At 63.7% G+C, this 25019-nt stretch carries 21 protein-coding genes and 1 other RNA gene; 10 read left to right on the top strand and 12 right to left on the bottom strand.

Translation table 11 applies throughout. The features are described from left to right. From GX414_03285 to GX414_03270, 4 genes are all read right to left on the bottom strand, one after another. A partial coding sequence (locus GX414_03285) for a DnaJ domain-containing protein (GenBank protein NLI46107.1) occupies positions 1 to 256 on the bottom strand: 256 nt, incomplete at its 3' end. 108 nt (positions 257 to 364) lie between these two features. Beyond that, positions 365 to 2272, bottom strand: a complete 1908-nt coding sequence (dnaK, locus tag GX414_03280) for a molecular chaperone DnaK (protein ID NLI46106.1) — start codon at positions 2270 to 2272, stop codon at positions 365 to 367. 73 nt (positions 2273 to 2345) lie between these two features. Then, on the bottom strand, positions 2346 to 3065 hold the full coding sequence (locus GX414_03275) for a nucleotide exchange factor GrpE (protein ID NLI46105.1): 720 nt from the start codon (positions 3063 to 3065) through the stop codon (positions 2346 to 2348). A 52-nt stretch (positions 3066 to 3117) separates the two neighbouring features. Further along, positions 3118 to 4056 carry a VWA domain-containing protein gene (locus GX414_03270; protein ID NLI46104.1) on the bottom strand — a complete coding sequence of 313 codons (939 nt, stop codon included), beginning with the start codon at positions 4054 to 4056 and terminating at the stop codon, positions 3118 to 3120. Positions 4057 to 4174: 118 nt separating this feature from the next. Between GX414_03270 and GX414_03265 the strand changes: the two genes are divergently transcribed. The 4 genes from GX414_03265 to GX414_03250 all read left to right on the top strand — a co-directional run bounded on the left by GX414_03265 (position 4175) and on the right by GX414_03250 (position 11472). Next, positions 4175 to 5146, top strand: coding sequence for a M28 family peptidase (locus GX414_03265; GenBank protein ID NLI46103.1), 972 nt, complete (start codon positions 4175 to 4177; stop codon positions 5144 to 5146). A 14-nt stretch (positions 5147 to 5160) separates the two neighbouring features. Continuing rightward, entirely contained in the window at positions 5161 to 7233 is a 2073-nt protein-coding gene (locus GX414_03260; protein ID NLI46102.1) for a hypothetical protein, read from the top strand. Between the two features lie 123 nt (positions 7234 to 7356). After that, the gene (locus GX414_03255; GenBank protein NLI46101.1) at positions 7357 to 9147 is read left to right on the top strand and encodes a hypothetical protein; all 1791 of its coding nucleotides are present in this window, start codon (positions 7357 to 7359) and stop codon (positions 9145 to 9147) included. Between the two features lie 12 nt (positions 9148 to 9159). After that, positions 9160 to 11472 carry a transglycosylase SLT domain-containing protein gene (locus GX414_03250; protein NLI46100.1) on the top strand — a complete coding sequence of 771 codons (2313 nt, stop codon included), beginning with the start codon at positions 9160 to 9162 and terminating at the stop codon, positions 11470 to 11472. 32 nt (positions 11473 to 11504) lie between these two features. Here GX414_03250 and yidD read toward each other — a convergent pair whose 3' ends face one another. The 7 genes from yidD to GX414_03215 all read right to left on the bottom strand — a co-directional run bounded on the left by yidD (position 11505) and on the right by GX414_03215 (position 16549). Continuing rightward, entirely contained in the window at positions 11505 to 11729 is a 225-nt protein-coding gene (gene yidD / locus GX414_03245; GenBank protein ID NLI46099.1) for a membrane protein insertion efficiency factor YidD, read from the bottom strand. Positions 11730 to 11820: 91 nt separating this feature from the next. Beyond that, complete coding sequence (locus tag GX414_03240) at positions 11821 to 12330, bottom strand: RDD family protein (protein ID NLI46098.1); 510 nt, start codon at positions 12328 to 12330, stop codon at positions 11821 to 11823. A gap of 33 nt (positions 12331 to 12363) precedes the next feature. Continuing rightward, the gene (locus GX414_03235) at positions 12364 to 12765 is read right to left on the bottom strand and encodes an RDD family protein (protein ID NLI46097.1); all 402 of its coding nucleotides are present in this window, start codon (positions 12763 to 12765) and stop codon (positions 12364 to 12366) included. Between the two features lie 61 nt (positions 12766 to 12826). Then, positions 12827 to 13202, bottom strand: an RNA gene (gene rnpB / locus GX414_03230) — RNase P RNA component class A. Positions 13203 to 13426: 224 nt separating this feature from the next. Beyond that, positions 13427 to 13804 carry a hypothetical protein gene (locus GX414_03225; GenBank protein ID NLI46096.1) on the bottom strand — a complete coding sequence of 126 codons (378 nt, stop codon included), beginning with the start codon at positions 13802 to 13804 and terminating at the stop codon, positions 13427 to 13429. 45 nt (positions 13805 to 13849) lie between these two features. Further along, positions 13850 to 15580: an MtrB/PioB family outer membrane beta-barrel protein gene (locus GX414_03220; protein ID NLI46095.1), complete on the bottom strand. Its 1731-nt coding sequence runs from the start codon at positions 15578 to 15580 to the stop codon at positions 13850 to 13852. 12 nt (positions 15581 to 15592) lie between these two features. Then, a complete protein-coding gene (locus tag GX414_03215; GenBank protein NLI46094.1) occupies positions 15593 to 16549 on the bottom strand; it encodes a DmsE family decaheme c-type cytochrome in 957 nt (318 codons plus the stop codon). Positions 16550 to 16846: 297 nt separating this feature from the next. Between GX414_03215 and GX414_03210 the strand changes: the two genes are divergently transcribed. Together GX414_03210 and GX414_03205 are read left to right on the top strand one after the other, a co-directional pair. Continuing rightward, a complete protein-coding gene (locus tag GX414_03210) occupies positions 16847 to 17500 on the top strand; it encodes an RNA polymerase sigma factor (GenBank protein NLI46093.1) in 654 nt (217 codons plus the stop codon). Next, entirely contained in the window at positions 17487 to 18251 is a 765-nt protein-coding gene (locus GX414_03205; protein ID NLI46092.1) for a hypothetical protein, read from the top strand. Before GX414_03210 ends, GX414_03205 begins: the two co-directional genes overlap by 14 nt. A gap of 67 nt (positions 18252 to 18318) precedes the next feature. Here the strand turns inward: GX414_03205 and GX414_03200 are convergent, their stop codons facing one another. After that, positions 18319 to 19140, bottom strand: coding sequence for an ATP-binding protein (locus GX414_03200; GenBank protein ID NLI46091.1), 822 nt, complete (start codon positions 19138 to 19140; stop codon positions 18319 to 18321). A gap of 120 nt (positions 19141 to 19260) precedes the next feature. On the opposite strand from GX414_03200, the gene GX414_03195 reads away from it, so the two are divergent. From GX414_03195 to GX414_03180, 4 genes are all read left to right on the top strand, one after another. After that, a complete protein-coding gene (locus GX414_03195) occupies positions 19261 to 20895 on the top strand; it encodes an amidohydrolase (GenBank protein NLI46090.1) in 1635 nt (544 codons plus the stop codon). Further along, complete coding sequence (locus tag GX414_03190) at positions 20892 to 21428, top strand: DUF4390 domain-containing protein (GenBank protein ID NLI46089.1); 537 nt, start codon at positions 20892 to 20894, stop codon at positions 21426 to 21428. Before GX414_03195 ends, GX414_03190 begins: the two co-directional genes overlap by 4 nt. Continuing rightward, positions 21425 to 23659, top strand: a complete 2235-nt coding sequence (locus GX414_03185; protein ID NLI46088.1) for a PAS domain-containing protein — start codon at positions 21425 to 21427, stop codon at positions 23657 to 23659. The genes GX414_03190 and GX414_03185 overlap by 4 nt, the downstream gene beginning before the upstream one ends. A gap of 118 nt (positions 23660 to 23777) precedes the next feature. Then, positions 23778 to 25016 carry a M20 family metallopeptidase gene (locus tag GX414_03180; protein NLI46087.1) on the top strand — a complete coding sequence of 413 codons (1239 nt, stop codon included), beginning with the start codon at positions 23778 to 23780 and terminating at the stop codon, positions 25014 to 25016. Positions 25017 to 25019: the final 3 nt, after the last annotated feature.

Genomic DNA, 25019 nt, shown 5'->3' with positions numbered 1-25019 from the left:
CCGTGTCGAAGCCGCCCTCGAAGGGCGAGCCGGACACGCCCGCATGCCCGAAGCGGTCGTACTGGGCGCGTTTTTCCGCATTGCTCAGGACGCTGTAGGCCTCCGCCGCCTCCTTGAATTTCTCCTCCGCAGCGGGGTCGTTCGGGTTTTTATCCGGATGGTGCTTGAGCGCCATCTTCCGATAGGCTTTCTTGATCTCGTCCAGTGACGCGGAGCGATACACTTCCAGGACTTCGTAGTAGTCGCGCTTGGCCAAGTCATTCCTCCAGGGTCGGCGGCGTCAGGCCGCGAGAGCGGTCATTATAGTGGAAGTGGGGCCGGGCCTCAAGGACCGGCAGGGGAGACGGCGGTCGGCGACAGCGCGTCAGGGCTCGTCCTTCTTCTGCGGCTGCTGCATCGCTTCGCGGAGCAACTGCTCCATCTTGGTCTGACTGTCTTGGTCGCCGTCGGCGTAGCCGACGCCCGGCGAGGCCAGCATGGCGTTGGTGATCTCCATGCCCGCCTTCTCCAGCTCCTGGTAGGTGCTCTCGATTGAAGCCAGGGGCAGATCCAGCTGATTCAGAATCTTGGTCGACTCGTTCAGGGTGTTTTTTACGCTGTTGGACTTGTCCGGGCTCAGCAGGTAGCCGTATTCATTGTAAGAACGCTGCACATTCTTGATCAGGCCGTCAAGCCGGTTGAGCGCCAGCCGCTGCTCCTTGCGTTCCAGGTCTTTCTGGGAGAAGAATTTGGCCTCCTCCTTCATGCGCAGGACCTCGTCCTGCGACAAGCCGGAAGACGGCGTCACGCGGATCTCCTGCACCTTGCCCGATTTCTGATCCTTGGCCGACACGTGCAGGATGCCGTTGGAGTCCACCTCGAAGGCCACGTCGATCTGCGGCACGCCCCGCGGGGCCGGGGCGATGCCCACCAGTTCGAATTTGGCGAGGGAGCGGTTGAATTCGGCCAGGTCCCGCTCGCCCTGCAGGACGTGGACTTCGACGATCGTCTGGTTGTCGGCCACCGTGGTGAACGGGAGCGTCTTTTTCAGCGGGATGGTGGAGTTGCGATCGATGATCTTGGTGAACAACCCGCCATGGGTTTCCACGCCCAGCGAGAGCGGGATGACATCGAGCAGGACAATGTCTTTCACGTCACCCTGCAGCACGCCGCCCTGGAGCGCCGCGCCCACCGCCACCACCTCGTCGGGGTTGATCTCGGTACTCGCCTGCTTCTTGAAGAATTCCGAAACGACCTGGCGAATTTTAGGCGTGCGGGTCTGTCCGCCCACCAGGATGATCTTGTCGATGTCGGCAACGTTGAGCTTTGCGTCGTACAGCGCCTTCTCGCACGGCTCCAGCGTCCGATCCACGAGATCCTTGACCATCTCCTCGAGCTGCGGGCGGGTGAGTGTCCGGTCGAAGTGCTTCGGGCCCGACTCGTCGGCGGCGATGAACGGCAGGGAGACGGCGGTCTCAGTGACCGACGACAGCTCGCACTTGGCCTTTTCGGCCGCCTCCTTCAGGCGCTGCAAGGCCAGGATATCGTTGCGCAGATCGATCCCGGTCTCCTCCTGGAATTCGTGGATGATCCAGTCCGTGATGCGCTGGTCGAAGTCTTCGCCGCCGAGGAAACTGTCCCCGCAGGTGGACAGCACTTCGAACACCCCTTCGTTGATTTCCAGGATGGAGATATCGAAGGTGCCGCCGCCCAGGTCGTAGACGGCCACTTTCTCGTTCTTGTTCTTGCCGAGGCCGTACGCCAGCGCGGCCGCCGTGGGCTCATTGATGATCCGCTTGACTTTCAGTCCGGCGATCTCGCCGGCGTCCTTCGTCGCCTGGCGCTGGGAGTCGTCGAAATAGGCGGGCACCGTGATGACCGCTTCGATGTCCTTGGAGCCGATGAACTCCTCGGCGCACTGTTTCAGGAACTGGAGGATCATGGCTGAAATTTCCTGCGGCGAGTACTGCTTGTCGCGGATCTTGAGCCGGACGTCGCCGTTGGTCGCCGGCACCAGCTGGTAGGGCAGGTGGTCCCGGGCCCGTGTGACTTCGGGTGAGTTGAATTTGCGCCCGATGAGGCGCTTCACCGCATATATGGTGTTGGCGGCGTTGGTGATGGCCTGGCGCTTGGCAATCTGGCCCACCAGCCGCTCGTTCTTGTCAGTGAAGGCGACAATGGACGGGGTGGTTCGGCCGCCCAGGCTGTTTGCGATGATCTGGCTGTTGCCGCCTTCGACGACTGCGACGCACGAGTTGGTGGTCCCGAGGTCAATCCCGATCACTTTTGCCATATGGTCCTCGTCAGCCGATCAGAAATTAGCCGTTATTATACACAAAACCTGATTTACGACAAATATTTACCGATCAATGCGATCCGCTCGGTTTCGGCTTGGGCACGCCGACCTTGACCATGGCCGGCCGCAGCAGAATTCCATGGTACACGTAACCAGCCTTCAATTCCTTCAGATTGGTCTGGACCTCGAGGTCGCTTCGCTCCTCGGCGGTGATGGCCTGGTGCAGGTGCGGGTCGAACGGCTGTGCCTCGGTGGGGATCTTGAGCACCCCGATCTTGTCAAAGACATCCAGAAACTGCCGATGCAGCAGGTTGAAACCCTTTCGGTAACTGTCGACGGAATGGGAAAATTTCTCCGAATTGAATGTGTTGCTGGCGAGTTCCAGAATGTCAATGATCTGCAGCAGGTCCTTCAACAACTCCGCCCGGGTGTTCAGGTTGGTGCTCTCCGCATCCCGCTCCACCCGGTTGCGAAAATTCTGGAAATCAGTCTCAAGCTCCTGATAGCGGAGTTTGAGCCGCTCCAACTCCTGCCGCAGCAGCTCCGCTTCGTCCGGTTCGGTCTCCGCCGGCGGGGTGATCGGCGTCACCACCGCTTCCGGGACGAACAATGGCACCGCCAGCGTCTCCTCGCGCGATTCCCGCTTGGCGTGAACGATCTTGTCGATGGTCTGCTCGGCTTCCTGAAACAGGCGCTCCAAGTCCCGGTTCGTGGAGAACCCGGTGGTGGAGGACTCCCGACGGCTGTCCGGCGTGCGGGGCTGATCGGGCTGTTCGGCCTCTTTGCTCATGGCCATCACAAACGTTGTGGTGATGGATTAATAGCACGTGCTTCGGTTTCTGTCAATCCGAGCCCGAGCTTTTGGGCGCGAAATACCCCTTGCGGTGGCGCACGCGCAAATCTTTCCCCTTGACTGCCACGCGGAGCGCCCGGAACGTCCCGTCACGCGCCGGGTTGGAGGAGCGGTAACTGATGCTGTATTGGCTGCGCAGCTCCTGGTTGATCTCCCGGAACGCCAGGCTCAGGTCCTCCATCTTGGTCGGGTAGTAGGCCTTGCCGCCGGTGGCCGAGGTGAGCTGTTCCAGAATGGTGTCTCCTTCGTCACTGCCCTTGACGCCGAAATACCCGCCCTTGTTGGTGGAAATGGCGAACACCGTGGCGCCGGACCGCTGAGCCATCTCAAGCGCCTCTTCAAACGTCACCTTGCTGACGGTGTCCTCGCCGTCGGAGATGACGATCACGGTTTTGCGTCGCTCGCCCTGGTCGGGCACCAGCTTTTCTTCCGCCACCAGCAGGACGGCGTCGTAGAGCGAGGTGCCGCCGGCGGCCCGCAGGGTGCGCAGCTGTTTGCCCAGCAGGTTCGTGTCGTTGGTGAAATCCTGAATGAGCGTGACGCCGGTGTCGAATTCCACCAGGAGCGCCTTGTCCTGGGGGCGCAGCACGGTGGCGAAAAACTCGGTGGCCGCGTCCTGTTCGAACTTGAGTTTGTTGGCGACCGAGGCGCTGGTGTCGATGAGGAGCGCGATGCTCAGGGGCAGGTCGCTCATGGCGCTGAAGTTCTCGATCCTCTGCGGCGCGTTGTTCTCGTAAACGATGAAGTCGTCCTGCTGCAGGGTCGTCACATAATTGCCCCGCCGATCGAGGACGCTGCACAGCAGGTTGACCATCTCCACCCGGACCGCGATGCGGCCCTCGGGCGTCTGAACCGCTTGCTGAGACCACGCGGCCCCCGCCAATGTGAGCACTGTCGCCGCAAGCACCAGCCGGGAGAAGATTTTCATGTTGCCTCGAGCCGGAAGATGATTCAAAATGAAAAACCAAGACGTGGCGCAATAAAAGAGTCCTCATTATATGAATGGGTTCAAGGTTAGTCAAGCCGGGGGGAGCGCAGGCCGTGTCTTGCGCATCGGCGGACTCCTTTGGCTGTCTCTCGCGATGGCGGCGGCCGGCGGGTGCGGACCCGAACGGGTGTCGGGCGGATCGGCGGCGGACGAACCGGCCCCCACCGCCGCAGCGGCCGCACCGGCCGCCGGCGGCGAATGGCAGACCGCCGCGGAGATGCACCGGCTGGAGCGGGATTTCGCCGCCATGATCCGCCTGGCGCCGCGTCCGGCCGGCTCCGAGCGCCTGGAAGCCTGCCGGCGCCTGATCGCCGAGGAACTGACAGGCGCCGGCCTGGGCGTCCGCCGGGAGTCGTTCCGGGCGGCGACGCCGCGGGGTGTCATCGAGATGGCCAACGTGATCGGCGAAAAAGCCGGAGATCCCCGGCGGATCCTCATCGTGGCGACCCATATCGACACCAAGGAACTGCCCGGTGTCCACTTCATCGGGGCCAACGATTCGGGCTCGAGCACCGCCGCCGTCCTGGAGATCGCCCGGGTGATCGCGGCGCGTGCCGATGCCCGGGCCACCTATCGCTTTCTCTTCTTCGACGGCGAGGAATCGGTCGGCGAATCGATCACCGAGACGGACGGCCTGTACGGCAGCCGCCAGCACGCCGACAACATCCGACGGAGCGACGAGGCGCAGAGCGTGCGGGCCATGATCCTGCTGGACATGATCGGCGACCGCGACTTGGCGCTGACCCGGGACCGGTATTCCTCGCCCGAGTTATGGTCGCTGTTGGCGGTGTGCTGCCGCCGGCTGGGCTGGCCCGAGATCGCCGCGGGCGAATCCAACGCCATCATCGACGACCACATTCCCTTCCGCGAACTGGGCATCCCGGTCATTGACCTGATCGATTTCGAATACGGCCCCTGGAACAGCTACTGGCACACCCCGCGTGACATCCCGGACAACGTTTCCGTGGCGAACATCTTCCGGGTGACCCGGGTGACGCTCTGCCTGCTGGAGAGCCTGGATTGTGAGTAGGAGGGACCTTCATCATGAGACTCACATGCGCCGTTTGGGGATTTTTCGCGCTATCGGCCATCGCGCCGGCTGCCGGGCATGTCCTCGCGGCGGCGGCCACTGAGGCGCCGGCGGTGCCTGCCATATCCGCCGAATGCCGACTCCGCACGGTGGACGCTCTCGCGGAGCGATGGGGTACGGGCGTCCGGGAGCGGGCAGAGCGGGGAGTACGCCAACTGGCCTTCCTGTGGGCGCCGGCTGACGGCCCGGAAGCGGAGTTTGAACGCTTTTGCCGGGAGCAGTTCCTCGGTGATCCGCAGCTTCGCCGGCAGACCTTCGCCCGGATCCAGGACAACATGGAGCTGATCCACGGGCGGTTCCACCAGATCCGCCGCAGCTTGTCGGAGCCGCTGGAACTGGATCTCGGACAGCCGCTGGCGATCGATTACCTGTTTCAGCAGTATGCCCCGGCCGCGCATCTCGCCGACGATCTGTTCGGCCTTCGGATCGCCCAGGTGGTCATGCTGAATTTCCCGTTCTACACCCTGGACGAGAAGAACCGGCTGGGAGAGACCTGGAGCCGCGAGGAGTGGGCCATGGCCCGCCTGGGCGACTGGTTCATTGCCCGGGTCCCCGCCGAGGTCAGCCAGCTGTCGAGCCGGGCGCACGCAGAGGCCGGCAATTACGTGGCGACCTACAACATCCACATCGGCAACCTGTTGCAGGACGGGAACCGGCGGCCCTTCGCGCAGGACCGCAAGCTGGTCACCCACTGGAACCTCCGCGACGAGATCCGGGCGCAGTATGCCGAACCCGACGGCCTGATCCGCCAGGAGCTTCTGGCGAAGGTTCTGGAGCGGATCGTGGACGGGAGCATCCCCCAGTCGGTGATTGACGATGCGCGCTACGCCTGGGATCCGGCCGCCAACCGCCTCTTCGAAACGGTGGACGGCAACCTCAAGGAATTGGAGATCGCGCAGGAAGGGGCTCGGCGCTATCAGCAGTGGCTCAACCTGTACCATGCGTCCCGACGGCTGGACGCCCACATGCCGCTCAGCCCCACGGCCATCGACCGCAAATTCAACCTTGACCGGCAGATTCCCGAGGCCGAGGTGGAGCAACTGCTCCTGGCCGTGCTGCGGGATCCGGTGGCTCAGGACATCGGCCGCCTCGTCGCCCGCCGGCTGGGTCGCGAACTGAGGCCTTTCGATATCTGGTACGGCGGTTTCCGAAGCGGGCCCGCGAAGCCGGAAGCGGAACTGGACCGCATCGTCCGGGCGCGCTATCCCACCGTGGCGGCTTTCCAGGCCGATCTGCCCGCCATCCTGCAGCGACTGGGTTTTGCGCCCGACCGGGCCGCGTTCATCGCCAATCACGTCGCCGTGGACGCGTCCCGAGGCATCGGGCACGCCATGGGCGCGTCGATGCGCGGCGACAAGGCTCATCTGCGCACCCGCGTGGCGCCCGGGGGGATGAATTACAAGGGCTTCAACATCGCCATGCACGAATTCGGGCACAATGTGGAACAGGTGCTCTCTCTGGAGGGCGTGGAACACTACGCCATGAGTGGCGTGCCCAATAATGCGTTCACCGAGTGTTTCGCCTACGTGTTCCAGGCCCGCGACCTCCAGGTTCTCGGGCTGGGCGAGCCGGACGCATCGTCACGGCAGATGGAGGCCCTCGACACCTTCTGGATCACCTACGAGATCGCCGGTGTGTCGCTGGTGGAGATGCGGGCCTGGCGCTGGCTGTACGCGCACCCGGAGGCGGATGCCGCCGACTTTCAGGCCGAAGTTCTCCGTCTGGCCAAAGACGTGTGGAATGAGTACTACGCGCCGGTGTTCCGCGTGAGGGATTGTCCGATCCTGGCCGTGTACCAGCACATGGTCTACCATCCGCTCTACCTGGCCGATTATGCGCTGGGCCACCTGATCCACTTCCAGGTGGAATCGGCGCTGGTCGGGAAGCCGCTGGGGGCGGAAATGGAGCGCATGTGCCGCCAGGGGGCGCTGACACCCCGGTACTGGATGCGTGGCGCCGTCGGGAATGACCTGACGGCCGAGCCGCTGCTGCGTGCCGCCCGCGCGGCGGCGCGCACGGCGCACTAGGCTGTCGGCGGGGATCATCAGGCGGTTTTGCTTGATTCTATATTATTGACAGGCTTTTCCTGCTTGGTTATGATGGCGTAAGACCGATTTGTCATACCGTTGGCACAGATAGGAGATGAAACGATGAGCCAGCTCCTCGACCCGGAACGAAAGCTCTCCTTTTATTTTCAGGAAATGCTCAACACCTACACGGAGTCGATTCAGAATCGCCTGAAGAGCGTGCAGGCCAAGGCGCAAGGTACCCTGGAGGAGTTGGAGAGGCAGACGGCGGGCATCACCCCGCATATCACCGGCGATGAGCTCGCGGATTACATCCGGGAGACGCTCATCCCGCTGCGCGCCGAGCAAGAAGCGGCCGCACGATGGCATAGCGGGTTGATGACGGATATCGCCCGCATCACCCGCGGCATCGAGCAGAAGCAGATCCTCGAAGCCGTGCTGGATGCCACAGCCAGGATCGCCGACCGTGCGTTCATCCTGCTGGTCCGTCAGGGACAGGTGTCCGGCTGGGAGGGCCGGGGGTACCCGCCGGCATTTGTTGAAGACGGATTGAAGGCGTTCTCCGCGGCCGCCGGCGCGGACGCCGTCATCGGCCCCCTGCTGACGGAAACCGGCGGGCGGACGTTCACCCGCGAGACCATTCCCCCCGGAGCCCGTTACCTGGATATCGACGGTTTTGAAAAACCCGCCAAGTTCCACCTCTTCCCGCTGGTTCTCTTCGGGTCGGTTGCCGCCGTTCTGTTCGTTGACGGCGACGGGTGCCGGGTCGGTGACGCAGAAGCCATCCAGGCGGGTGATACCATCATGACCACCACCGCCATCTGGCTGGAAAACTTGGCCATGCGCAAAAGCCTGGGCCTGGGACTGCCGGGCGCGGGCCCCGTCGCTGCGGAACCGGAAGAGGAGATCTACGCGGCGGCGGCGCCGGCGGCGATCGATGAGCCGCCCACAGCCAAAACACCACAGACCGCCGGGGCCGTGGAGGAACTAATCGAAGAGCCGGCGGAGGAACTTCTCGCGGAACCGGCGGCGGAGCCTGTCGCTGAAACGTACCGCGCCACGTGGGAGTCGCCCGCTGCTGTGCCCGCGGCCGATCGGGTCATGCCGGCGGACATTCCCGCAGCCCCCGACAAGTCGGCGGCCGTCACCCGGGAATTCCCGGCGGAGGAGCAGGCCGTCGAACTCGATCTGGCGGGGATCGCCGCCGGACCAGATGAGTACGAGATCCGGCTCGAGGAACCGCCAGCCGCGCCTGGAACTCCGGTGTTCGGACAGGAACCGACACTCATCGACCAGGTCATGAAGATCGAGAGCATGGGTGAAGAGGAGATTGTGGTGGATGAGGCTGCTGCGGCGCCGGTCATCCCCACCCTGTTTGAGGCGGAGCCCGAGGAGATCGTCCTGGAAGAGCCCGTGGATATGGGGTATGCGCCATCCATGGAGATGACGCCGGGCCCGGCCGCCCCGAGAGCCGAGGAGCCGGAGGAGATTGTTCTTGAGGAACATCCGCTGGAAGAGTTGATTCTGGAGGAAACCCCGGCTGCCCCCCGCTTCGAAACGCCGGCGCCCGTTGTCACTCCGCCACAAATTCCGGCGACGCCCCCGGTGAGCGCGCAGCCGTGGTCAACGCCCGACGAGGAAAAACAGTACAACGACGCCCGCCGGTTTGCCCGCCTGCTGGTCTCGGAGATCAAGCTCTACAACGAGGACTCGGTGACCGAGGGCCGGATCGAAAAAGACTTGTACCGGCGGCTGCAGAAGGACATCGACCGCAGCCGGGAGATGTTCGACAAGCGGGTGCCGCGCAGTCTCGGCTTGAAAATCGATTACTTCCATGAAGAACTGGTCCGCATCCTGGCGGAGGGCGACTCGACCAAATTGGGCAAGGGTTACCCCGGACCGGTCAATCAGTAGCGTCATTCAGCGTTGCGCTTCAAGTCATCAATCGCCACGTTCCTCATCGCGTCATGCTGCGCCTCCGTGCTGGCCGCGACGCCGGCGCCCTGTCCGTGGTTAGCCGACCCGGATCCGTATGCGCAGCAACCGGACCTGGCACGACTGGCCCGGGATCGGGCCGTCATCGACGTGCTGCCGCCGGAGCAGCGGGTCACCCGGTGGCAGGCGCAGCTCCAGATCTACCGGACCGAGGGTAACCGACGCCTCGAAGGATTGGCCGGGCTGATCCTGGGACGAATGCTGGCCGATGACCAACCGGAAGCCGCTCTGAGCTGTCTCGACGATCCGGCGGTGTTCCGCCACACCGCGCTGGCCGACCTGGCCCTCGAAACGGCGCTGGAAATCGTCCGGAACCATCCGCAGCTCTCGGGGCGGGTGGACACGATGCTGAGTGCGCCGGAACGCGCAGGCGCACTCGATTTCCGGCTGCTGTCGCAGGTGGTGGAGTCGCACCGTTTGAACGGGCGGCTTGTGGAGGTCCGGCGCTGGCTCACCATGGCCGATCCGTCCGTCATCCCCGGCATCCGTGCCGACTGGCACCTTTTCACCCTGGGACGACTGGACCTGGCGGAAGGCCGCCTGGAGGCGGCGAAGGCGCACTGGCGCGCCGCCCTGCGCGTGGCCGATCCCGATCCTGCCGTCTTTCTGGCCGCTCTGGGTGAACTGAAGCAGGCCGAGGGGAGCGATCCCCTCCCCGGCCTGCTGGCGGCGCCGGAAGCCGTCCGCATCGCCCGCGGGTTTCTGGCCAGGGGCAGCGGCCGGGCCGCCTGGGCCTGCCTGGCGGGGTACCTGCCGAACCAGGCGCCGACAGCCGCCGCTGATCCGTTCTGGCGCACCGCCGGCGAGGCTGCGCTCCAGACGGGACAGTACCGGCAGGCGCGGGAACTGTTGCGGCGCTTCCAGCCCCGCGCGGCCGACGACCGGCTGGCGCGTGCATACGCCCTGGCGGTGGCCGGCAAAAAACTCGGCCGGACCGACGAATACAAGCGGAACCTGGCCCTGATTCGACAGAGCGCACCCCGGTCGGACGAGCACATCCGGCTGCTGCAGCCGGCGGCCTTCGACGCCGAGGTGGCGGGCCGGACCGACGACGTGCGCCGGCTCTACGGCGAGATCGCCCGCCTGTCCCAGCGGCGCCCGGATGTCGCCGAAGCCAGTTGGAAGCTGGCCTGGATCGAGTATCTCCATAGAAAATGGGCGCGGGCCGATGCTCTGTTCCGTCGCGCCGTCGAGTTGGACGACGGCCGCGAATTCGCGCTGGCCGGATTGTACTGGCACGGTGTCTGCGCCCGGCGGATGAAGCAGATCGCCGAAGCCGATGCCGCGCACAGGGCGTTGCTGGAGGTCTTCCCTTTCTCGTACTATGCGGAACTCGTCCGGCAGGGATGGGGCGGTCCGCCGCCGACCGACCCGGACGCGGCCCATGCGGCCGAGGGCTGGTCCCGCATGCTCCGGGAGAAGTACACGCCCATCCGGGCTGCCGAGCCGGATCAGCCGCTGGAGATGCTGTCGCCGCCCGACCGGTTTTTCGTGCTGGAAGCCCTCGCTGCGGGACTCCGGAAACCGGCGGTGCAGCGCCTCGACACCGCCAACCGCACGCTCCGCGACCCATGGCTGCACGCCCTCTTGGCCGGTCTCGCGGCCGAGGACGGGCGCACCTACGACCTGATCTGGCACGCCCATCGGGCCTGCTCAGAGCTGTACACACTGCGCGTGGAGGATGCGTCGCCGGAATGCTGGCACATGCTTTTTCCCGTGCGGTACGAAGAGATTTTGAAGCGGGAGCTGGCTGACACCGGAGTCGATCCGTACCTGGCCCTGGCGCTGATCCGGCAGGAGTCGGCCTTTCTGGAGGATGCGCGCTCGGTGTCCGACGCCATCGGGTTGATGCAACTCCTGCCCGCAACCGCCGCCGAGGAAGCGGGCTTTCGGGGCGATCCGGCCGAGCTCGTGTCCCGGCTCAAGACGCCCGAGTTCAACCTGCAGCTGGGCTGCCGCTATCTCGTCAAGCAGTACCGGTATTTCGACCGGAAGATGGCTCTGGCCCTGGCCGCCTACAACGGCGGCCCTCGCCGCATCCGCGCCGTCAACCGCCGCTACGAGACCAAATGCGGCCTGCCGGAGATCGTGGAACTCATCCCCATGGCCCAGTCGCGCAACTATGTGAAGGCGATCTACCGGAACTGGAACTACTACTCGCGGTTATATGCCGGCCGGCCCGCCGATCTGGCGTGGCTGTTCGGCCAATCAGAATCCCGCCGGAACAACTCAGCGATAAAATGAGAGAGACGGCCGGTGCCGGGCCCGGCAGGAATTCAGGGGGGGTCGATGCCGCCCGGATTCCAGGGATTGCACCGCATGATGCGCCAGGTGCCCTTGGCCAGGCCGGGAAAGAGCCCGTATTTCAGGAGCGCCTGCCGCATATACTCGCTGCAGGTGGGCGTGAAACGGCAAAACTGCAGACGGTGGTTGAAATGGAGCAGAGGGGATATCCGGTCCTGGTAAACCTGGATCCCCCCCGCCAGAATGCGGCTGGTGATCTGCGCCTGCGGCGATCGGAGACCGTCGGCGATCACCGCAAGGCAGAAGAGAGCGAAGAGCAGTCCGACCAGTTTCAGCACCGGACGGCGCTTACTGGCGGACGACCCGTGTTCCGGCGAACGTGTCACTCCAGCGCAGGCCCTCCGGCGACTTGGTGATGGTAATCGCTTCCCAGACGGCGAACGCCAGCACGGCCAGCCCCACCACAAACTGCAGCAAGGATAGGATGACGCCCGCGATGCAGCCCAGGAAGGGGATCAGTGTGATGATGCTGGTCAGCAGCCAGATGAGCGAAGTCAGTGAGTAGACCAGATTGCGCTTGACCGAGTGCATCAATTCGATGGGGCCGCCGGCCATGGTCACCACCTTGATCTTCATCAGGTGCTTGCCGATGCTGTTGCCCTTGACGATGAAGTCGCGCAGCAGGATGAAGCCGCACAGGATGGCGGCTCCGGCGATCTGGACCAGGCTGCCCAGAATGGAGGAGATGATGTTGCCGATGATGCCCACGATCACAATCACGATGACCAGCGTGAAAATCGCGCCGATGTCGATGGCCAGGGCGATGAATCGGTTTTTTTGGAGTTCCGCATCTGTCATGGTCAATGCCTCCTGTGCAGGATTCGGGGACGCCTACTTGTTCTCGATGACCCGCGTGGTGGCCCACTTGTCACCGAACCGGTAGCCGTCCGGATCGACGAAGACCATCACGGCGTCGATGAGGCCGAAAATCGGGATCATCAGGGAGACGTTGCGGATGACCGATTCCATCAGCTTGCATGGAGTCAGTGTTTGGGCATTGATGACCTGCAGGCCCATGACCTTCTTGCCGAAACTCCGGCCGTCGTAGAGCGCGTCCTTGCACAAGGCGTACGCGATGCCGGGCAGGATGCACAGAATCATGCCCGCTGTGGTGATGACCCAGTCGATCAGCGCGGCCAGCAGCCGGTTCACCGGGTCCGCCTTGATCACGCGGTCCGCGGGAATCGGGGTGTTCTTGGCGTCATCGCCCATCCAGAAACCAGGTTCGCCCATGATGCTATCTCCTTGTATTTGGTTTGAACATTAGACGGATCGAAGATTCAACTTCAGAAAAATTCCGGAGCGGCTTGTAAGCCGGATTCTGTTCCGCCTCTCCGCGGAGACGCGGGGCAAACATTCCTCTGGGCGCCGGGTTCCCCCGGCGCTCGTGCGGCCTACCCGAAGGCATCGGCCGGGCCGGCATCAAGCGCCTTCCTATTCGGCCTTGCTCCGTGCGGGGTTTGCCAAGCGTCCGGTGTCGCCACCGGACCTGGTGGGCTCTTACCCCACCGTTTCACCCTTGCCTGAGCCACGCGGGCCATCGGCGGTCTGCTCTCTGTTGCACTTTCCGTAGGGTCGCCCCTCCCTCCCGTTAGGAGGCGCACCGCCCTGTGGAGTCCGGACTTTCCTCTCCCGCGTCGGGCGCGGGAGCGTTTGCCGCCGCCGCTCCGGAAATACATGATTCATGATTCAAAGATCACTCCCGTGCCGGTCTCTCGGCCTAGGGGCACCTTCAGCATGCCGCACGGGGTGTGGATGCTCACGATCTGTTTGTAAATCTTATCAGTAAACGCGATTCGTTGCAACCGGAAAGCCCGGCGGCGCAGGAACCGGTGAAAAAAAGAGCCGCCGGCAATCAGCCGGCGGCCCGGAACGAATGTGTCGTCCGCGTGGATCAGAATCGGTAACCGAGCCCGGCGACCAGGCTGATCACGGTCCCAGTCGCGTCGAACAGGTATGGGGTGTTGTCGTTGTAATTGTCGTGCTTGAGATAGGACAGCAGCGAGATGCCGTTGGCGAACTCGTAGGAAAACCCGTACTTGCCCATGATGTGGCGGACGTTGACGTGGGAGTAATCGCCCAGTGTTTCGTCGATGCTGTAGTCAAACAGGTTGCCCGGTGGCACGCCGGGCACCTGGGCGAGGTTGATCGAGATCCCGTCGAGGCCTTCGTCCACCTGGTTGAAGGCGAACTCCGCGTAGATGCGCAGGCGTTCGCGGGGGATGAAATTGGCGGTGAAAAACGCGTTGGTGTCGTGACCGTGGTAATCCATCGGGTCGTATAACGAGCCAAACTGGCCCGTCGTGATGCCGGCCGCTCAACCATTCCAGACGGGTTGCACGAACAGCGACTCCGTCTCGTAATCGGTGTAATGGATCCCGGCGTTGAGGGTGATTGTCTCGTCCGGGGAGTACCAGGCATCCGCACCAACGGTGTGGACCGTCTGAGACCAGTCCGAGAAATTCAGCTCGTCGTTGGTCGCGTGCTTGAGGTTGTACGCCACGTTCAGCGCGCCGTTCCGGATCGGTTTCCAGGTTCCGTTGAGTTTCAGGTCGTGGGTCATGGCGGGCTGGTTGGTGAGCGTGGCTTGCCGCGATGCGTACAACTGGAAGTACTGGACGCCCGGGAACGGTACGGCGCCCGGAGTCGAAAACGGCTGGAGCACCTCCTCCACCGCAGCATTCCGGTTGGCGAAGGGATTGTCGATGAAGGACGCCTGGTAGCGGGCCCAGCCCGACAGCTCCCGGCGGTGGTCTGTCCGGAAGGTGAAGGTCAGCTGATGCTCACGGGTGGAGCCGGTCTCAAAGTAGTCCCGGGCGGAGTCCTCGAAATCGTATTCCGCCACAAAACGGTTTCGGCCGGGCAGGGGCACGCTCAGGTCGGCATCGAATTCGGTGTTTTCCCGTGACTGGGCCGAGTAGCGGGTGAATGATGCCCCACCGAAGGTCGGATAGGCCTCGGCGTACGTTCGGCCTGCTTGCGGTCCCGCATTGGCCACCTGGTCCGGAAGCTCCACAAAGGTCGTGGCATTGTCGATGTTCGAGTACCGGAATCGGGCGTTGACGGTGACGCCGCGCCCGAGCGATCCGGTATAGCGACCGGTGTAATTGCGGGAGTAGATTTTGAGATCGCTGGTCTTGTTCTCGACTTCGGAATAGAGGAAAGCGCCGGTGACCGTGTTGCGATCATCGATGTTGTAATACGCCTTGAGAGCATGGAGCAGTTTATTGGTGTCGGGCACCTGGCTGACGGGGATCTCTCCGTTCGTGCGGTCGTAGAGGATCCGGTTGGTGAAGACATCCAGCCGGGTGCCGGGATGAACCGCTTCGTCGAACAGGTAGGGCAGGGACCCAACCGAATCGCTGAACCGGCGGTACTGGAACGTGTAGGATCCGCCGGCTTTGGCGGTGTCCACGGCGATGCCGAACTGAATGTCGTCCTGGGCTTCATCCACCGGCCGCACCTGGCCCGTGACGTGGCAGGAGGAACAGTGGTTCAGCTGGGTGGACTGGTGGGCGCCCTCGCGTTGCTGACGAGTGTAATCGAACCGGAGCGAGAGCCATTCCGCCTGCGGAATCCTGAATTCGTTCAGGAACGCAATTTCGCTGTGCGTGATCCGGTAATCGTGGGCGGGCGCCAGGTCATCGGCATACGTGTAGAGGTGGCCGGCCACCTGGGTGGTGTCGATGTTGGCGAGCGGATCGTGGTCCAGGCGGTGCAGAAACCGGCGGTAGATGAACCGGCTGTCCCAGACCCGGGCAGCGTTCACGTGAACCCGGTACAGCTGGTCGTCGGGATTGCCGCTGTGCGCCGCGGCCATTTCGAGATACAGGTTGCGATTCAGCAGCTCCAGGTAGGCTTTGACCCAGGGGCGGACGCCCTGGTCGGCGATTTCGTACTCTGCGGCCCGGCCGATGTACCGGTCCAGATCATCCCCGGCAATGCCGATGACGAACTTGCCCTCCGTTCGCGTGGCGCCGCCCTGGGCGAGAACCGGGACGGCCAGCACCGCCACGATGAGCGCGATCAGCGTGAAATGCTTTTTCATGTGCGGCCTCCTTTACCGGCTCAGGCTGCGGCCATGGCTGCTGACGCCCTGGGACGGCAAATCAGAGCCGTGGACCTGGGAATGGCACTGGGTGCACTTGGTGCCGTAGGCGCGGATCCAGCCCGACTCGCCCCAGCGGTTGGAGGCGTCACCCGACGGCCCGCTGTGCGGGGTCGAATCGCCGATCCGGGCCATGTGGAAATGGGCGGAGTGGCACTGCAGGCAGAGGAACGGTTCGTTCTGCGTCAACAGGTTGTTGGCGGCCGCACCGTGCGGGGCATGGCAGATGGTGCAGTCTTCCACGACCGGCGCGTGCTCGAAGACGAACGGACCCTGGTAGCGGCTGTGGCACTTGAGGCACAGGTCGTTTTTCTGCTCGGTGGTCTTCAGTGAACCGATCACGGCGCCGGCATGCGGCGTGTGGCAGCTGGTGCAGCCCATCTTGCCCTCGCGCACCGGGTGGTGCGAGGGGTAGTTCATTTTGGCGTTGATGTCGGCGTGGCACTTGCCGCACAACACCATCTGGTCGCCGGCCGTGCGTCCTTTGCCCTTGTGGATGGTGTGACACTCGGTGCACGCCAGTCCATTACGGGCATGCGCGCCGTGGGCCCATTGCGAAAACTCGCCGGTTTTGTGACAGGTCATGCACATCCCGTTCGTTTTCGCCTCGTCCGCGTCCCCGAAGGAGAAGATGTCGGTCTTCTCTCCCGAATCGAGGTGCTTCTGAGCATTCCCATGGCAGGCTTCGCATCCACCGAGGCCTGTTCCCCACTCGAACGATTTCAGCCGGGCGTGCGCGTTGGCGGCCACGAAGCGGTTGTACAGCTCGTCGTGGCAACTCGCGCACTGGCGGCTCGTTTCGGGGAGGAGTTCCTCGGTGGGAGACGACTTGGCGGCATCAGCCGCCAGGCCGAAGCCCATCAGCAGGACGATGGAGGCCGGCAGGAGAAACGCGAGACACCGTTTCATGAGGCCTCCTGTATGTGAGGTAGAAAAACAGACACTCAAATCATCGGATTGATCAGCCGGTGTGGGGATTGAACTCGCACTCTCCACACGGGAAAGTACGGCGATGGATCAACGGTAATAATTGAGGGAAAAGCTCATTTATCAACCACTTAATATATAATCTGAAGTTGATGATATAGAATTGGAACAAATGTTGTCAACACATTTCACCATGAGAACGTATGCTATAATCCAACTGGGCGGAACTTTTTCCGAGGTCTGTTGTCTAACTGATCAGGACTTCGGGAGAAACCGGCGATGGCTACTCAGGATCTGACGTTGAAAGACATCCCGGAAGCAAAGCTGGTCCTGCCGTATTCGGACTCCGAACTCGTAGCGGGCGATGCAGCACGCGTGTGCTGCCGTTTCGAGGATGTCTATGCCGAATACCGCGACATGATCTTCCACTTGGCCTATCGCCTGCTGGGTCATTTCGACGACGCCCTCGATTTGACCCAGGATGTTTTCATGACCGTCTACCGGAAACTGGACACGTTCCGCGGCGAGTCATCATTGAAGACCTGGTTGTACCGGATCGTGGCCAACAAGGCGGCCAACCGGCAACGCTGGTGGCGCGTGCGGCGCCGCGGCAGAACGGTTTCGCTCCACGATCTGAACCATGCGGCGATGATCCGGCTCAACCTGTCCCTGAGCGGCGGTGCGCCGAGTCCGGAGCAGGCATGCGCCATGCGGGAAACGCAGGAGAATCTGCAGCGCTGTCTGGACCGGCTGCCGTTCAAATACCGGATGGTGCTGTTGCTGCGGGACATCGAGGCGATGTCCTATGAGGAGATCGGGAACTGTCTCGGGCTGTCCTTGGGCACGGTCAAGAGCCGGATCGCCCGGGCGCGCGAGCAACTGCGGAGTTTGATGGACAGCTGTCTGTCAGGGTATCCATATGGATTGCGATAACTACAAGATTTTGGTTCATGAATATATCGACGGTGAGCTTTCCAGCGCCGATGAAATGGATCTGAACGGTCACCTGACGCGCTGCGCCGCGTGCCGCATGTACCTTGCCCGGATGACCGAAGCCCGTGACATGGTTCGGAGTCTGCAGGTTGTTTCAGCTCCCGCCCGACTCACTTACGCGCTGAACTCCCAACTCAATTTCGCACCCCATCCCCTGCAATCCAACTGGTTTGCCACCCTGCAATTCCGCTTGCTCGAGTTCTCGATGGCCGAGCATTTGCGGACGGTTTTCCTCGCGGTGCCCATCACGGTGCTGTTCTTCCTGGCCATTTCGCTGCTGGTCTATTCGCCGGTGGGATTTGAGAACCTGCAGGCCTTTCTGGACGATTCCACGGGCAACGGCATGGCGGAGAACCTCGTGGAGCGCCAGTATCTCCAAAACCTATATGATTTTTCCCCCGAGCGGATTTCGTCCGACCAGGTCTATCAGCCCCGGATCAGCACGGTCACGGTCAAGATGTTCGCGGAAAACGATTTTCAGAAACTGAAGGGCGACCGCCTGGGCGTGCTCACCCATGTTCGGTCCGACGGCAGCGCGGAGATCCTCTCCATCTCCGGGGGCGATCCGGGGACGGCCGTCAAGGTCCGGAACATGATCGATTCATCCATCGTGTTTCCGGCGATCACCAAAGGCAAGCTGGTCGATTCCCGTGTGCTGCTCACCTTCGACAAAATCGAGGTCAAAGGCTGAACACCGGCGGCGACGCCAAGATTTCCGCACCAGTTTTTTTCGGAAACATGACCAGGAGAGCCGGCTCTCAGCTTTTGGCCTTGTGCCGGAGGCGGTAGTCGGATCCCTGAAGCACCACGTCGGTGCACCGCTCCATGATCCGTGAGTAAAGCCGCTGGGTGATCCGCTCGGCCAGAGTGTACGCCGTGGCTGAGCCCGGACCGGCCGGATCGGTCTTCGGGCGCCCCTCGGAATCGGTCGCCGGAGAGGCGGCGGGAGCCGACCAGCCGGGTCGGGCCGCATGGTCCGAGTAATTGGTGGTAAACAGCACCGAGATTCGCTGATCGAAACAGAAATTGATGATGTCGTACAGCTTGTTGAAGACGAACTCGGTGGGGCGGGTGGCTCCCAGTTCATCGAGCAGCACCACCTGGCAGCGGCTCAGCCGGCGGAACAGTTTCCCCTCGATGTCGGCGCCGCTGTCATCGAAGCTTTGCCGGATCTGCTCGATGAGATGTAGGAAATTTTGGAACCGTCCGGTGAAGCCCTGCTCGATGAGGCGGCGCAGGACGGCCACGGCCAGATGGGTCTTGCCGACGCCCACCGGGCCGCGGATCAACAGTCCCCGGCCCAGCGCTTCACCGCGCTGGAACGAGGTGATGAACATCTCCACGAACGATAGTGCCTCGCGCTGCTTGGCGTTTTGGGGCATGAAATTGTCCAGCCGGCATCGCTGGTAGGAAGGGGGGATGCCGGCGAACGCCAGGCGGTGTTCCGCCAGCTCTTCGGTGAAACAGTGGCATCGGCGGGCGACACCGTTTTCCACCACCCAGCGGGAATTCTGGCAGTCCGGGCAGCGGGCGTCAAAGTACTCGGCGAACAGTGATCGGTAGTCGTCGCGGTCGGGCATCGGCGTTGAATGCATCCTTGCTTTCGGCTACAATGACGCTGAATTTCCTCTAAGGCAGGCTATTATATGCAAACACGGTCGGCGATGCTATGTGTTTTTACCCTCCTCTGGAGCGTCGCGATGGCCGATGAACCGGCGGACCGGATCCTGAAAAACGGCGTCATCTATACGCTGGATGCGGCGCGCCCCGTCGTGACCGCCCTGGCCATTCGCGGCGACCGGGTGGCGGCCACCGGCTCCTGGGAGGAAATAGCGCCGCTGGCCGGCGCGCGGACCGTGGTGCTGGACCTGGCGGGCGCGACAGCCTATCCGGGCTTCGTTGACGGCCACGCGCACGTGGGTGGCCTGGGCCGGGCCATGGAGATTCTGGACCTGACCGGAGCCGCGAGCGAGGCCGACGTGGCGATGCTGGTGCGGCGTTCCGCCGCCGGCACGCCGGCCGGCGATTGGATCCTGGGCCGCGGCTGGGACCAGAACCGGTGGCCTGAGAAACTATTTCCCACCCAGGCCAGTCTCACTGCCGCCGCTCCCGATCATCCGGTGGCCCTGACCCGGGTGGACGGTCACGCGATTTGGTGCAACCGACGGGCCATGGAAATAGCCGGACTGGGGGAGCGCGCTGTACCGGTCGACGGAGGCGAGATCCTCGTGGACGAGTCCGGGCGCCCCACCGGGATTCTGGTGGACCGCGCGTCCGACCTGATCGAATCAAAAATCCCGGCGGCGCGGCCCGAGGATATCCGCCGCCGTCTGAAGCGAGCAATGGAACGCTGCGCCGCTGTGGGGCTGACCCAGGTCCACGACGCCGGCGTCGGGTCCGCCGAGCTGGCGCAGTACCGGGCGCTGTTGCAGGCGGACCAGATGCCCATCCGGATCTGGGCCATGCTCGAGGGTGATGAGGCGTGGCTGGAGAGCCAGCTTGCCGCCGGCGTCTCACAGGATGCCGCGGGCCGCCTGGTGATCCGGGCGGTGAAGATGTACGCCGATGGTGCGCTGGGCTCCCGGGGCGCCTGGCTGCTGGCGCCATACACCGACCGCCCCGACACCAGCGGCCTGCCGGTCAATCCGACTGAAACCCTGGAACGCATCGCTCGGCTGTGCGCCCGCTACGGCTTTCAGGCGTGCACCCACGCCATCGGCGACCGAGCCAACCGGACCATCCTGGACGTGTACCAGCGCGTCCTGGCCGGACTGCCCGACGGCCGCGAACGACGCTTCCGGGTGGAACATGCGCAGGTGCTGGCGATGGCCGACATCCCGCGATTCCATGCGCTCGGCGTGATCCCGTCGATGCAACCCACCCATTGCACATCCGATATGCCGTGGGCGGTCCGGCGCCTGGGACCGGAGCGGGCCCGCTATGCCTACACCTGGCAGACCCTGATCCGCACGGGTGTGGTGATCCCCACCGGTTCGGATTTTCCGGTGGAGGCGCCCGATCCGCTGCTCGGCTTCTACGCTGCAGTCACCCGCATGGACAAAGCGGGCCAGCCGCCGGGGGGCTGGACACCCATGGAGCGGATGACCCGGGAACAGGCCCTGCGGGGCATGACGGAGTGGAGCGCGTTCGCCGCTTTCCAGGAGAAGGACAAAGGGGTGCTGGCCAACGGCAAGTGGGCGGACATCACCGTGACCGACCAGGACCTGATGCGGGTTCCGGAGAGTGACATCCTGAAGACTCGGGTGCTCCTGACGATGGTCGGCGGCCGGATCGTCTACGACGGCCGGGCGCCAAAGGAGCCCGAGAACCGATGAGAATCCAGCTGGTCGTCCTGCTCTCCATCTGGAGCATGCTGAACGTATTGCTCGACGAGCAGGGCGAGCTGGTCAATCTGAGCTGTGCATGCGAGTCTCAGACAGTCGCGCTGCGGTGCCGCATTCGGGACGTCGACCCGACCGCTCTCCGCCGGCTGCTGGAGGGCGGCGAGACGGTCATTTTCCGCTACGAGGCCGAGTTGCGCGGCGAACGGAGCATCTGGTTCGATGAGTTCTGCGCCGAGGCGACGGTGGACAAGCGGCTGTCTTATGATCCCCGCACCCGGCAGTTTTTCGGATCAACCACGACCGAAGGCCGGGAGTCGTCCGCCCGGATATTCGGCACTCTGGATGATGCCGTCGAGTGGCTGGCGGCCGTCGCCGAACCGCCGTTGCTCCTGAGGTTCTCCGACCCGCTCCAGCCGGGCGACTACGTGCAGGCGCGGGTGGTGCTCCAGCGGAAGAAGCTGCTGTTCGTCGTCCCGGTCGAAACCGCCACGCCGTGGAAGCGCCAGCCGGTCCGGTGCCCATGAAGCAAGCGTCGCGGCCGCTCACCAAGCTGAAGATCACCTTGCTGGCGCTGGGGATCCTGCTGGCCCTGGCCGCGCTGCTCTACACCCAGTACCAGCTGGGCGGCGGCGGAATCGAATCCCCCACCTTCAACCTGCAGGCCATTCTGCTGGCCGTGCTCACGGTGATGAACGTGCTGTTCCTCATCGTGCTGGTGCTGGTGCTGGCCCGTTACCTGGTCAAAACCTTCTTCGAGAAGCGGGAACGGACGGTGTTCGCCAGTGTGAAGACCAAGCTCACGCTGGCGTTTCTGGCGCTGGCCATCGTGCCCACGGGGCTGTTTGTCTTTCTGGCGTACACCGTGATCAACCGGAGCATCAGCCAGTGGTTCTCGGCGCCGGCCGAAGAGATCCTGCGGCACTCGGAGGAACTGGCCCGCTCCTATTACATCACTGCCATCGACAACGTCCGCAGCGAAATGGCCGACTTTCGAGGCAGAGCCGTCCGCGGTGCACTCACCTGGGAAGATGTGACCGCGTTCCGCCAGCGCCGCCGGTTGAACGCCGTGCTGCTGCTGGACGCCCGGGGCCGGGTGCTGCGCGAGGACGTTGCCCGGCCGGACCGCGGCCAGCCGACGGTGACCCTGAAGGATCCGGCACTGGTGGTGCAGAACGTGCATCCCGGCGAGATCGCCCACTTCGTGGAGAACCATCCGGACCGGGATGTGGTGGTGTGCTTTGCGCCGAGCCCGTGGAACGACCGGGGCATCCTGGTCTTCCTGAAAGCGCTCCCCGGCTCGGTGGCCTACCGGTCCTACCTGATCATCAAGGCGTACCAGGAATACTTCCGGCTCAGAAACCAGGTGGAGCTGCTGCGCTGGCAGTATCTCCTGATCGTGAGCTTTGCGGGCATCAGCCTCCTGTTCGCCTTCGTCTGGTTCGGAATCTACATCTCCAAGCAGATCACGGGACCGGTCGAGGCCTTGATCGCGGGATCTCAACGGGTGGCGGCGCGCGACTGGAGCCGGCCCATCGAATGGGCCGCCAGCGACGAGTTCGGCACGCTGGTTCAATCGTTCAATCGGATGATGGGCGAGCTGGCGCGCAGCCAGGAGGCCATCGAACAGGCCAACGCCGGGCTGACCCGGATGAACCGGGAGTTGGCGGAGCGCAATACGTTCATCCAGACCGTGCTGGACAGCGTGGCCACGGGCGTCGTTTCAGTGGACACCGATCTGCGGATCACCAGCTCCAATTCCGCCACGCGCCATCTGCTCAAGCAGCGTCGTGTCCAGGACGGTGCCACATATCTGCGCGAGGTGATCCCGCCGGAGAAAATGCCCGAGCTGCAGCGGCTCCTCCAGGAGGCCGAGTTCCACCAGCGGGTCAGCAGGGAGATCACCTTCGAAACCGGCAAGCGGACCATGCACTTCGCCGTCACCGCGTCGGCCATGCGCGATGCCGATGGGCAGGTGAGCGGCTACGTGGTGGTGTTTGATGATGTCAGTGACCTGATCCGGACCGAGAAAGCGGCCGCCTGGCAGGAGGTCGCCAAGCGGCTGGCCCACGAGATCAAAAATCCGCTGACGCCCATCCAGCTGTATGTGGAGCGGATCCGCAAGCAGTTCGGTCGCCTTCAGGACGCGGGCGCATTGCCGGGCAACGACTCCGTGAGCCATTTCCGCCAGCTCCTGGACGACGGGCTGGCCACGGTTCAGACGGAGACCGGCAACCTGAAGTACTTGGTGGAGGAGTTCAGCCGCTTCGCCCGTCTACCCAACCCGGTGCTGCTGCCGGTCAACCTGAATCAGCTCGTCGAAGAGGCGGCCGCGGCCTTCCGCGTCGCCCACCCGGAACGACGCGTCGAGACGGATTTGGATCCCGGCCTGCCGCCGGTCTATCTGGACCGGGAACTGATCCGGCTGGTCATCAACAACCTGCTCCGCAACGCCGCCGACGCCGTGGCCGAGGCAGGCGGCGACGGTCGGATCACGGTGGCCACGGCCTACCGGGAGGAGAGCCGCCGGGTGCACCTCAGCGTCGAGGACGAGGGCCGTGGACTCGCCGATGAACATTGGGAGAACCTCTTCCTGCCGTACTTCTCAACGAAGAAGGAGGGCATGGGGCTGGGGCTGACCATCGTCAAAAAAATCCTGGACGACCACGAGGCGGCTGTTCAGGCCGAGCCCGTCCACCCCCATGGCTGCCGGTTCGTGGTGGAATTCACCCACCTCCGCACCCCCGAAGAAGTCTGACCGGCGATCCTGCCAGCGGGCGGTTGATTGGCCCGAGGCTTAAAGAACCTTTGTGTCTTTTGTGTCTGTGTGGTGAAATATGTCTTTATCCGGCAATCTTTCTGTTGGGGAGTGCATGATGAGACTGACGATTCAAGACTATTTCAAGCAGCACCGGCAACAGATCACCCGGGAGATGCTGAACCTGCTGGCGGAGATGGTGGCGCAGCGCACCGTCAACGTCGTGAGTGAAAAGCTCGCGGAACACCCGTACCTCGAGTTCCGCGGCGAGGAATACCGCGTGGCGGAGATCGTCACCCGCGAGTTCGACCGCTGGGACATCCGCTACGACGTGCACGCCCGGCACGAGGGCCGGCCCAACGTGATCGGCCGGCTCGGCCGCGACCGGACGGGACAGCGGCTGCTCCTGGCCGGTCACATGGACATCGTCCCGCCCGGCGACGGCTGGGATTCGGACCCGTACATGGTCACCGTCCGCGACGGCAAGGTCTTTGGCCGCGGCGTGCTGGACAACAAGGGCCCGCTGGCCGCCATCCTGCTGGCCGCGCGCATCCTGAAGGAGACCGTCGGCGAGGACGCGCTGGCGGGCGAACTTCAGATCGCCGCCCTGTCTGACGAAGAGGCCACCGATCCGGACGGCGTGGATTTCGGGATCGGGTTCCTGATGGAGGAGCGGCGGATCAACCCCACTTGGGCGATCATCCCGGATATCGGCGAGAACATGAAACGGATCGACATCGCCGAGAAGGGCCGCGCCGTTGTCAAGATCACGGCGTTCGGTCGTCAGGCCCATGGCTCCACGCCTGAGCGTGGCATTAACGCCGTCTACCGGATGGCCCGGCTGGTGGCTCTCATCGAAGGATTGCATCTGGCGCATGCGGTGCACCCGCAGCTGGGCGCGCCCACCCTCAACCTGGGCGAGATCCACGGCGGCGCCGCACCCAACATCGTGCCCGGCGAGTGTGTGGCTTACCTGGACATCCGCACCGTGCCCGGCATGACCCGACAGCAGGTGGAAGACCAGCTCACGGGCTGCTGTCGTGCCGTGGAAGGGGAGTTCAAACTGGAGTTTCAGGCCTGGACGGAGCCGCACCAGGTGGATCCCGACAATCCGGTGGTCCACGCCATCCAGCGGCAGTGCGGCGAGGTTCTGGGATTCCGGCCCGAGGTGTTCGGAATGGGCGGCGGCACGTTCGCCAAGGTGCTCAATGTCCACGGCGTGATCGCCGTGGGCTGGGGCCCCGGTGACGACGAGGCATTCCACGTGACCAACGAGTATGTTGAAGTGAACCAGCTGGTGGATTTCTGCCAATTGGTTTGCCGCGTGGCGCTGGATCTGCTGGGTCGCCGATCCTGACCG

This window comes from Acidobacteriota bacterium, from assembly GCA_012517875.1.
Classification (GTDB): domain Bacteria; phylum Acidobacteriota; class JAAYUB01; order JAAYUB01; family JAAYUB01; genus JAAYUB01.
Note: the sequence above shows the minus strand (reverse complement) of the source record. Positions and strands in the feature narration are given on the sequence as shown.

What these genes read in the sequence shown, in the direction of transcription:
- GX414_03205 (NLI46092.1), top strand. Translation starts at nt 17,487, where the DNA reads ATGGATTGCGATAACTACAAGATTTTGGTTCATGAATATATCGACGGT.
- GX414_03225 (NLI46096.1), bottom strand. Translation starts at nt 13,804, where the DNA reads ATGGATTACCACGGTCACGACACCAACGCGTTTTTCACCGCCAATTTC.
- GX414_03180 (NLI46087.1), top strand. Translation starts at nt 23,778, where the DNA reads ATGAGACTGACGATTCAAGACTATTTCAAGCAGCACCGGCAACAGATC.
- GX414_03235 (NLI46097.1), bottom strand. Translation starts at nt 12,765, where the DNA reads ATGGGCGAACCTGGTTTCTGGATGGGCGATGACGCCAAGAACACCCCG.
- GX414_03215 (NLI46094.1), bottom strand. Translation starts at nt 16,549, where the DNA reads ATGAAACGGTGTCTCGCGTTTCTCCTGCCGGCCTCCATCGTCCTGCTG.
- dnaK (NLI46106.1), bottom strand. Translation starts at nt 2,272, where the DNA reads ATGGCAAAAGTGATCGGGATTGACCTCGGGACCACCAACTCGTGCGTC.
- GX414_03190 (NLI46089.1), top strand. Translation starts at nt 20,892, where the DNA reads ATGAGAATCCAGCTGGTCGTCCTGCTCTCCATCTGGAGCATGCTGAAC.
- GX414_03240 (NLI46098.1), bottom strand. Translation starts at nt 12,330, where the DNA reads ATGACAGATGCGGAACTCCAAAAAAACCGATTCATCGCCCTGGCCATC.
- GX414_03255 (NLI46101.1), top strand. Translation starts at nt 7,357, where the DNA reads ATGAGCCAGCTCCTCGACCCGGAACGAAAGCTCTCCTTTTATTTTCAG.
- GX414_03220 (NLI46095.1), bottom strand. Translation starts at nt 15,580, where the DNA reads ATGAAAAAGCATTTCACGCTGATCGCGCTCATCGTGGCGGTGCTGGCC.
- GX414_03270 (NLI46104.1), bottom strand. Translation starts at nt 4,056, where the DNA reads ATGAAAATCTTCTCCCGGCTGGTGCTTGCGGCGACAGTGCTCACATTG.
- GX414_03275 (NLI46105.1), bottom strand. Translation starts at nt 3,065, where the DNA reads ATGAGCAAAGAGGCCGAACAGCCCGATCAGCCCCGCACGCCGGACAGC.
- GX414_03260 (NLI46102.1), top strand. Translation starts at nt 5,161, where the DNA reads ATGAGACTCACATGCGCCGTTTGGGGATTTTTCGCGCTATCGGCCATC.
- GX414_03185 (NLI46088.1), top strand. Translation starts at nt 21,425, where the DNA reads ATGAAGCAAGCGTCGCGGCCGCTCACCAAGCTGAAGATCACCTTGCTG.
- GX414_03195 (NLI46090.1), top strand. Translation starts at nt 19,261, where the DNA reads ATGGCCGATGAACCGGCGGACCGGATCCTGAAAAACGGCGTCATCTAT.
- GX414_03210 (NLI46093.1), top strand. Translation starts at nt 16,847, where the DNA reads ATGGCTACTCAGGATCTGACGTTGAAAGACATCCCGGAAGCAAAGCTG.
- GX414_03200 (NLI46091.1), bottom strand. Translation starts at nt 19,140, where the DNA reads ATGCCCGACCGCGACGACTACCGATCACTGTTCGCCGAGTACTTTGAC.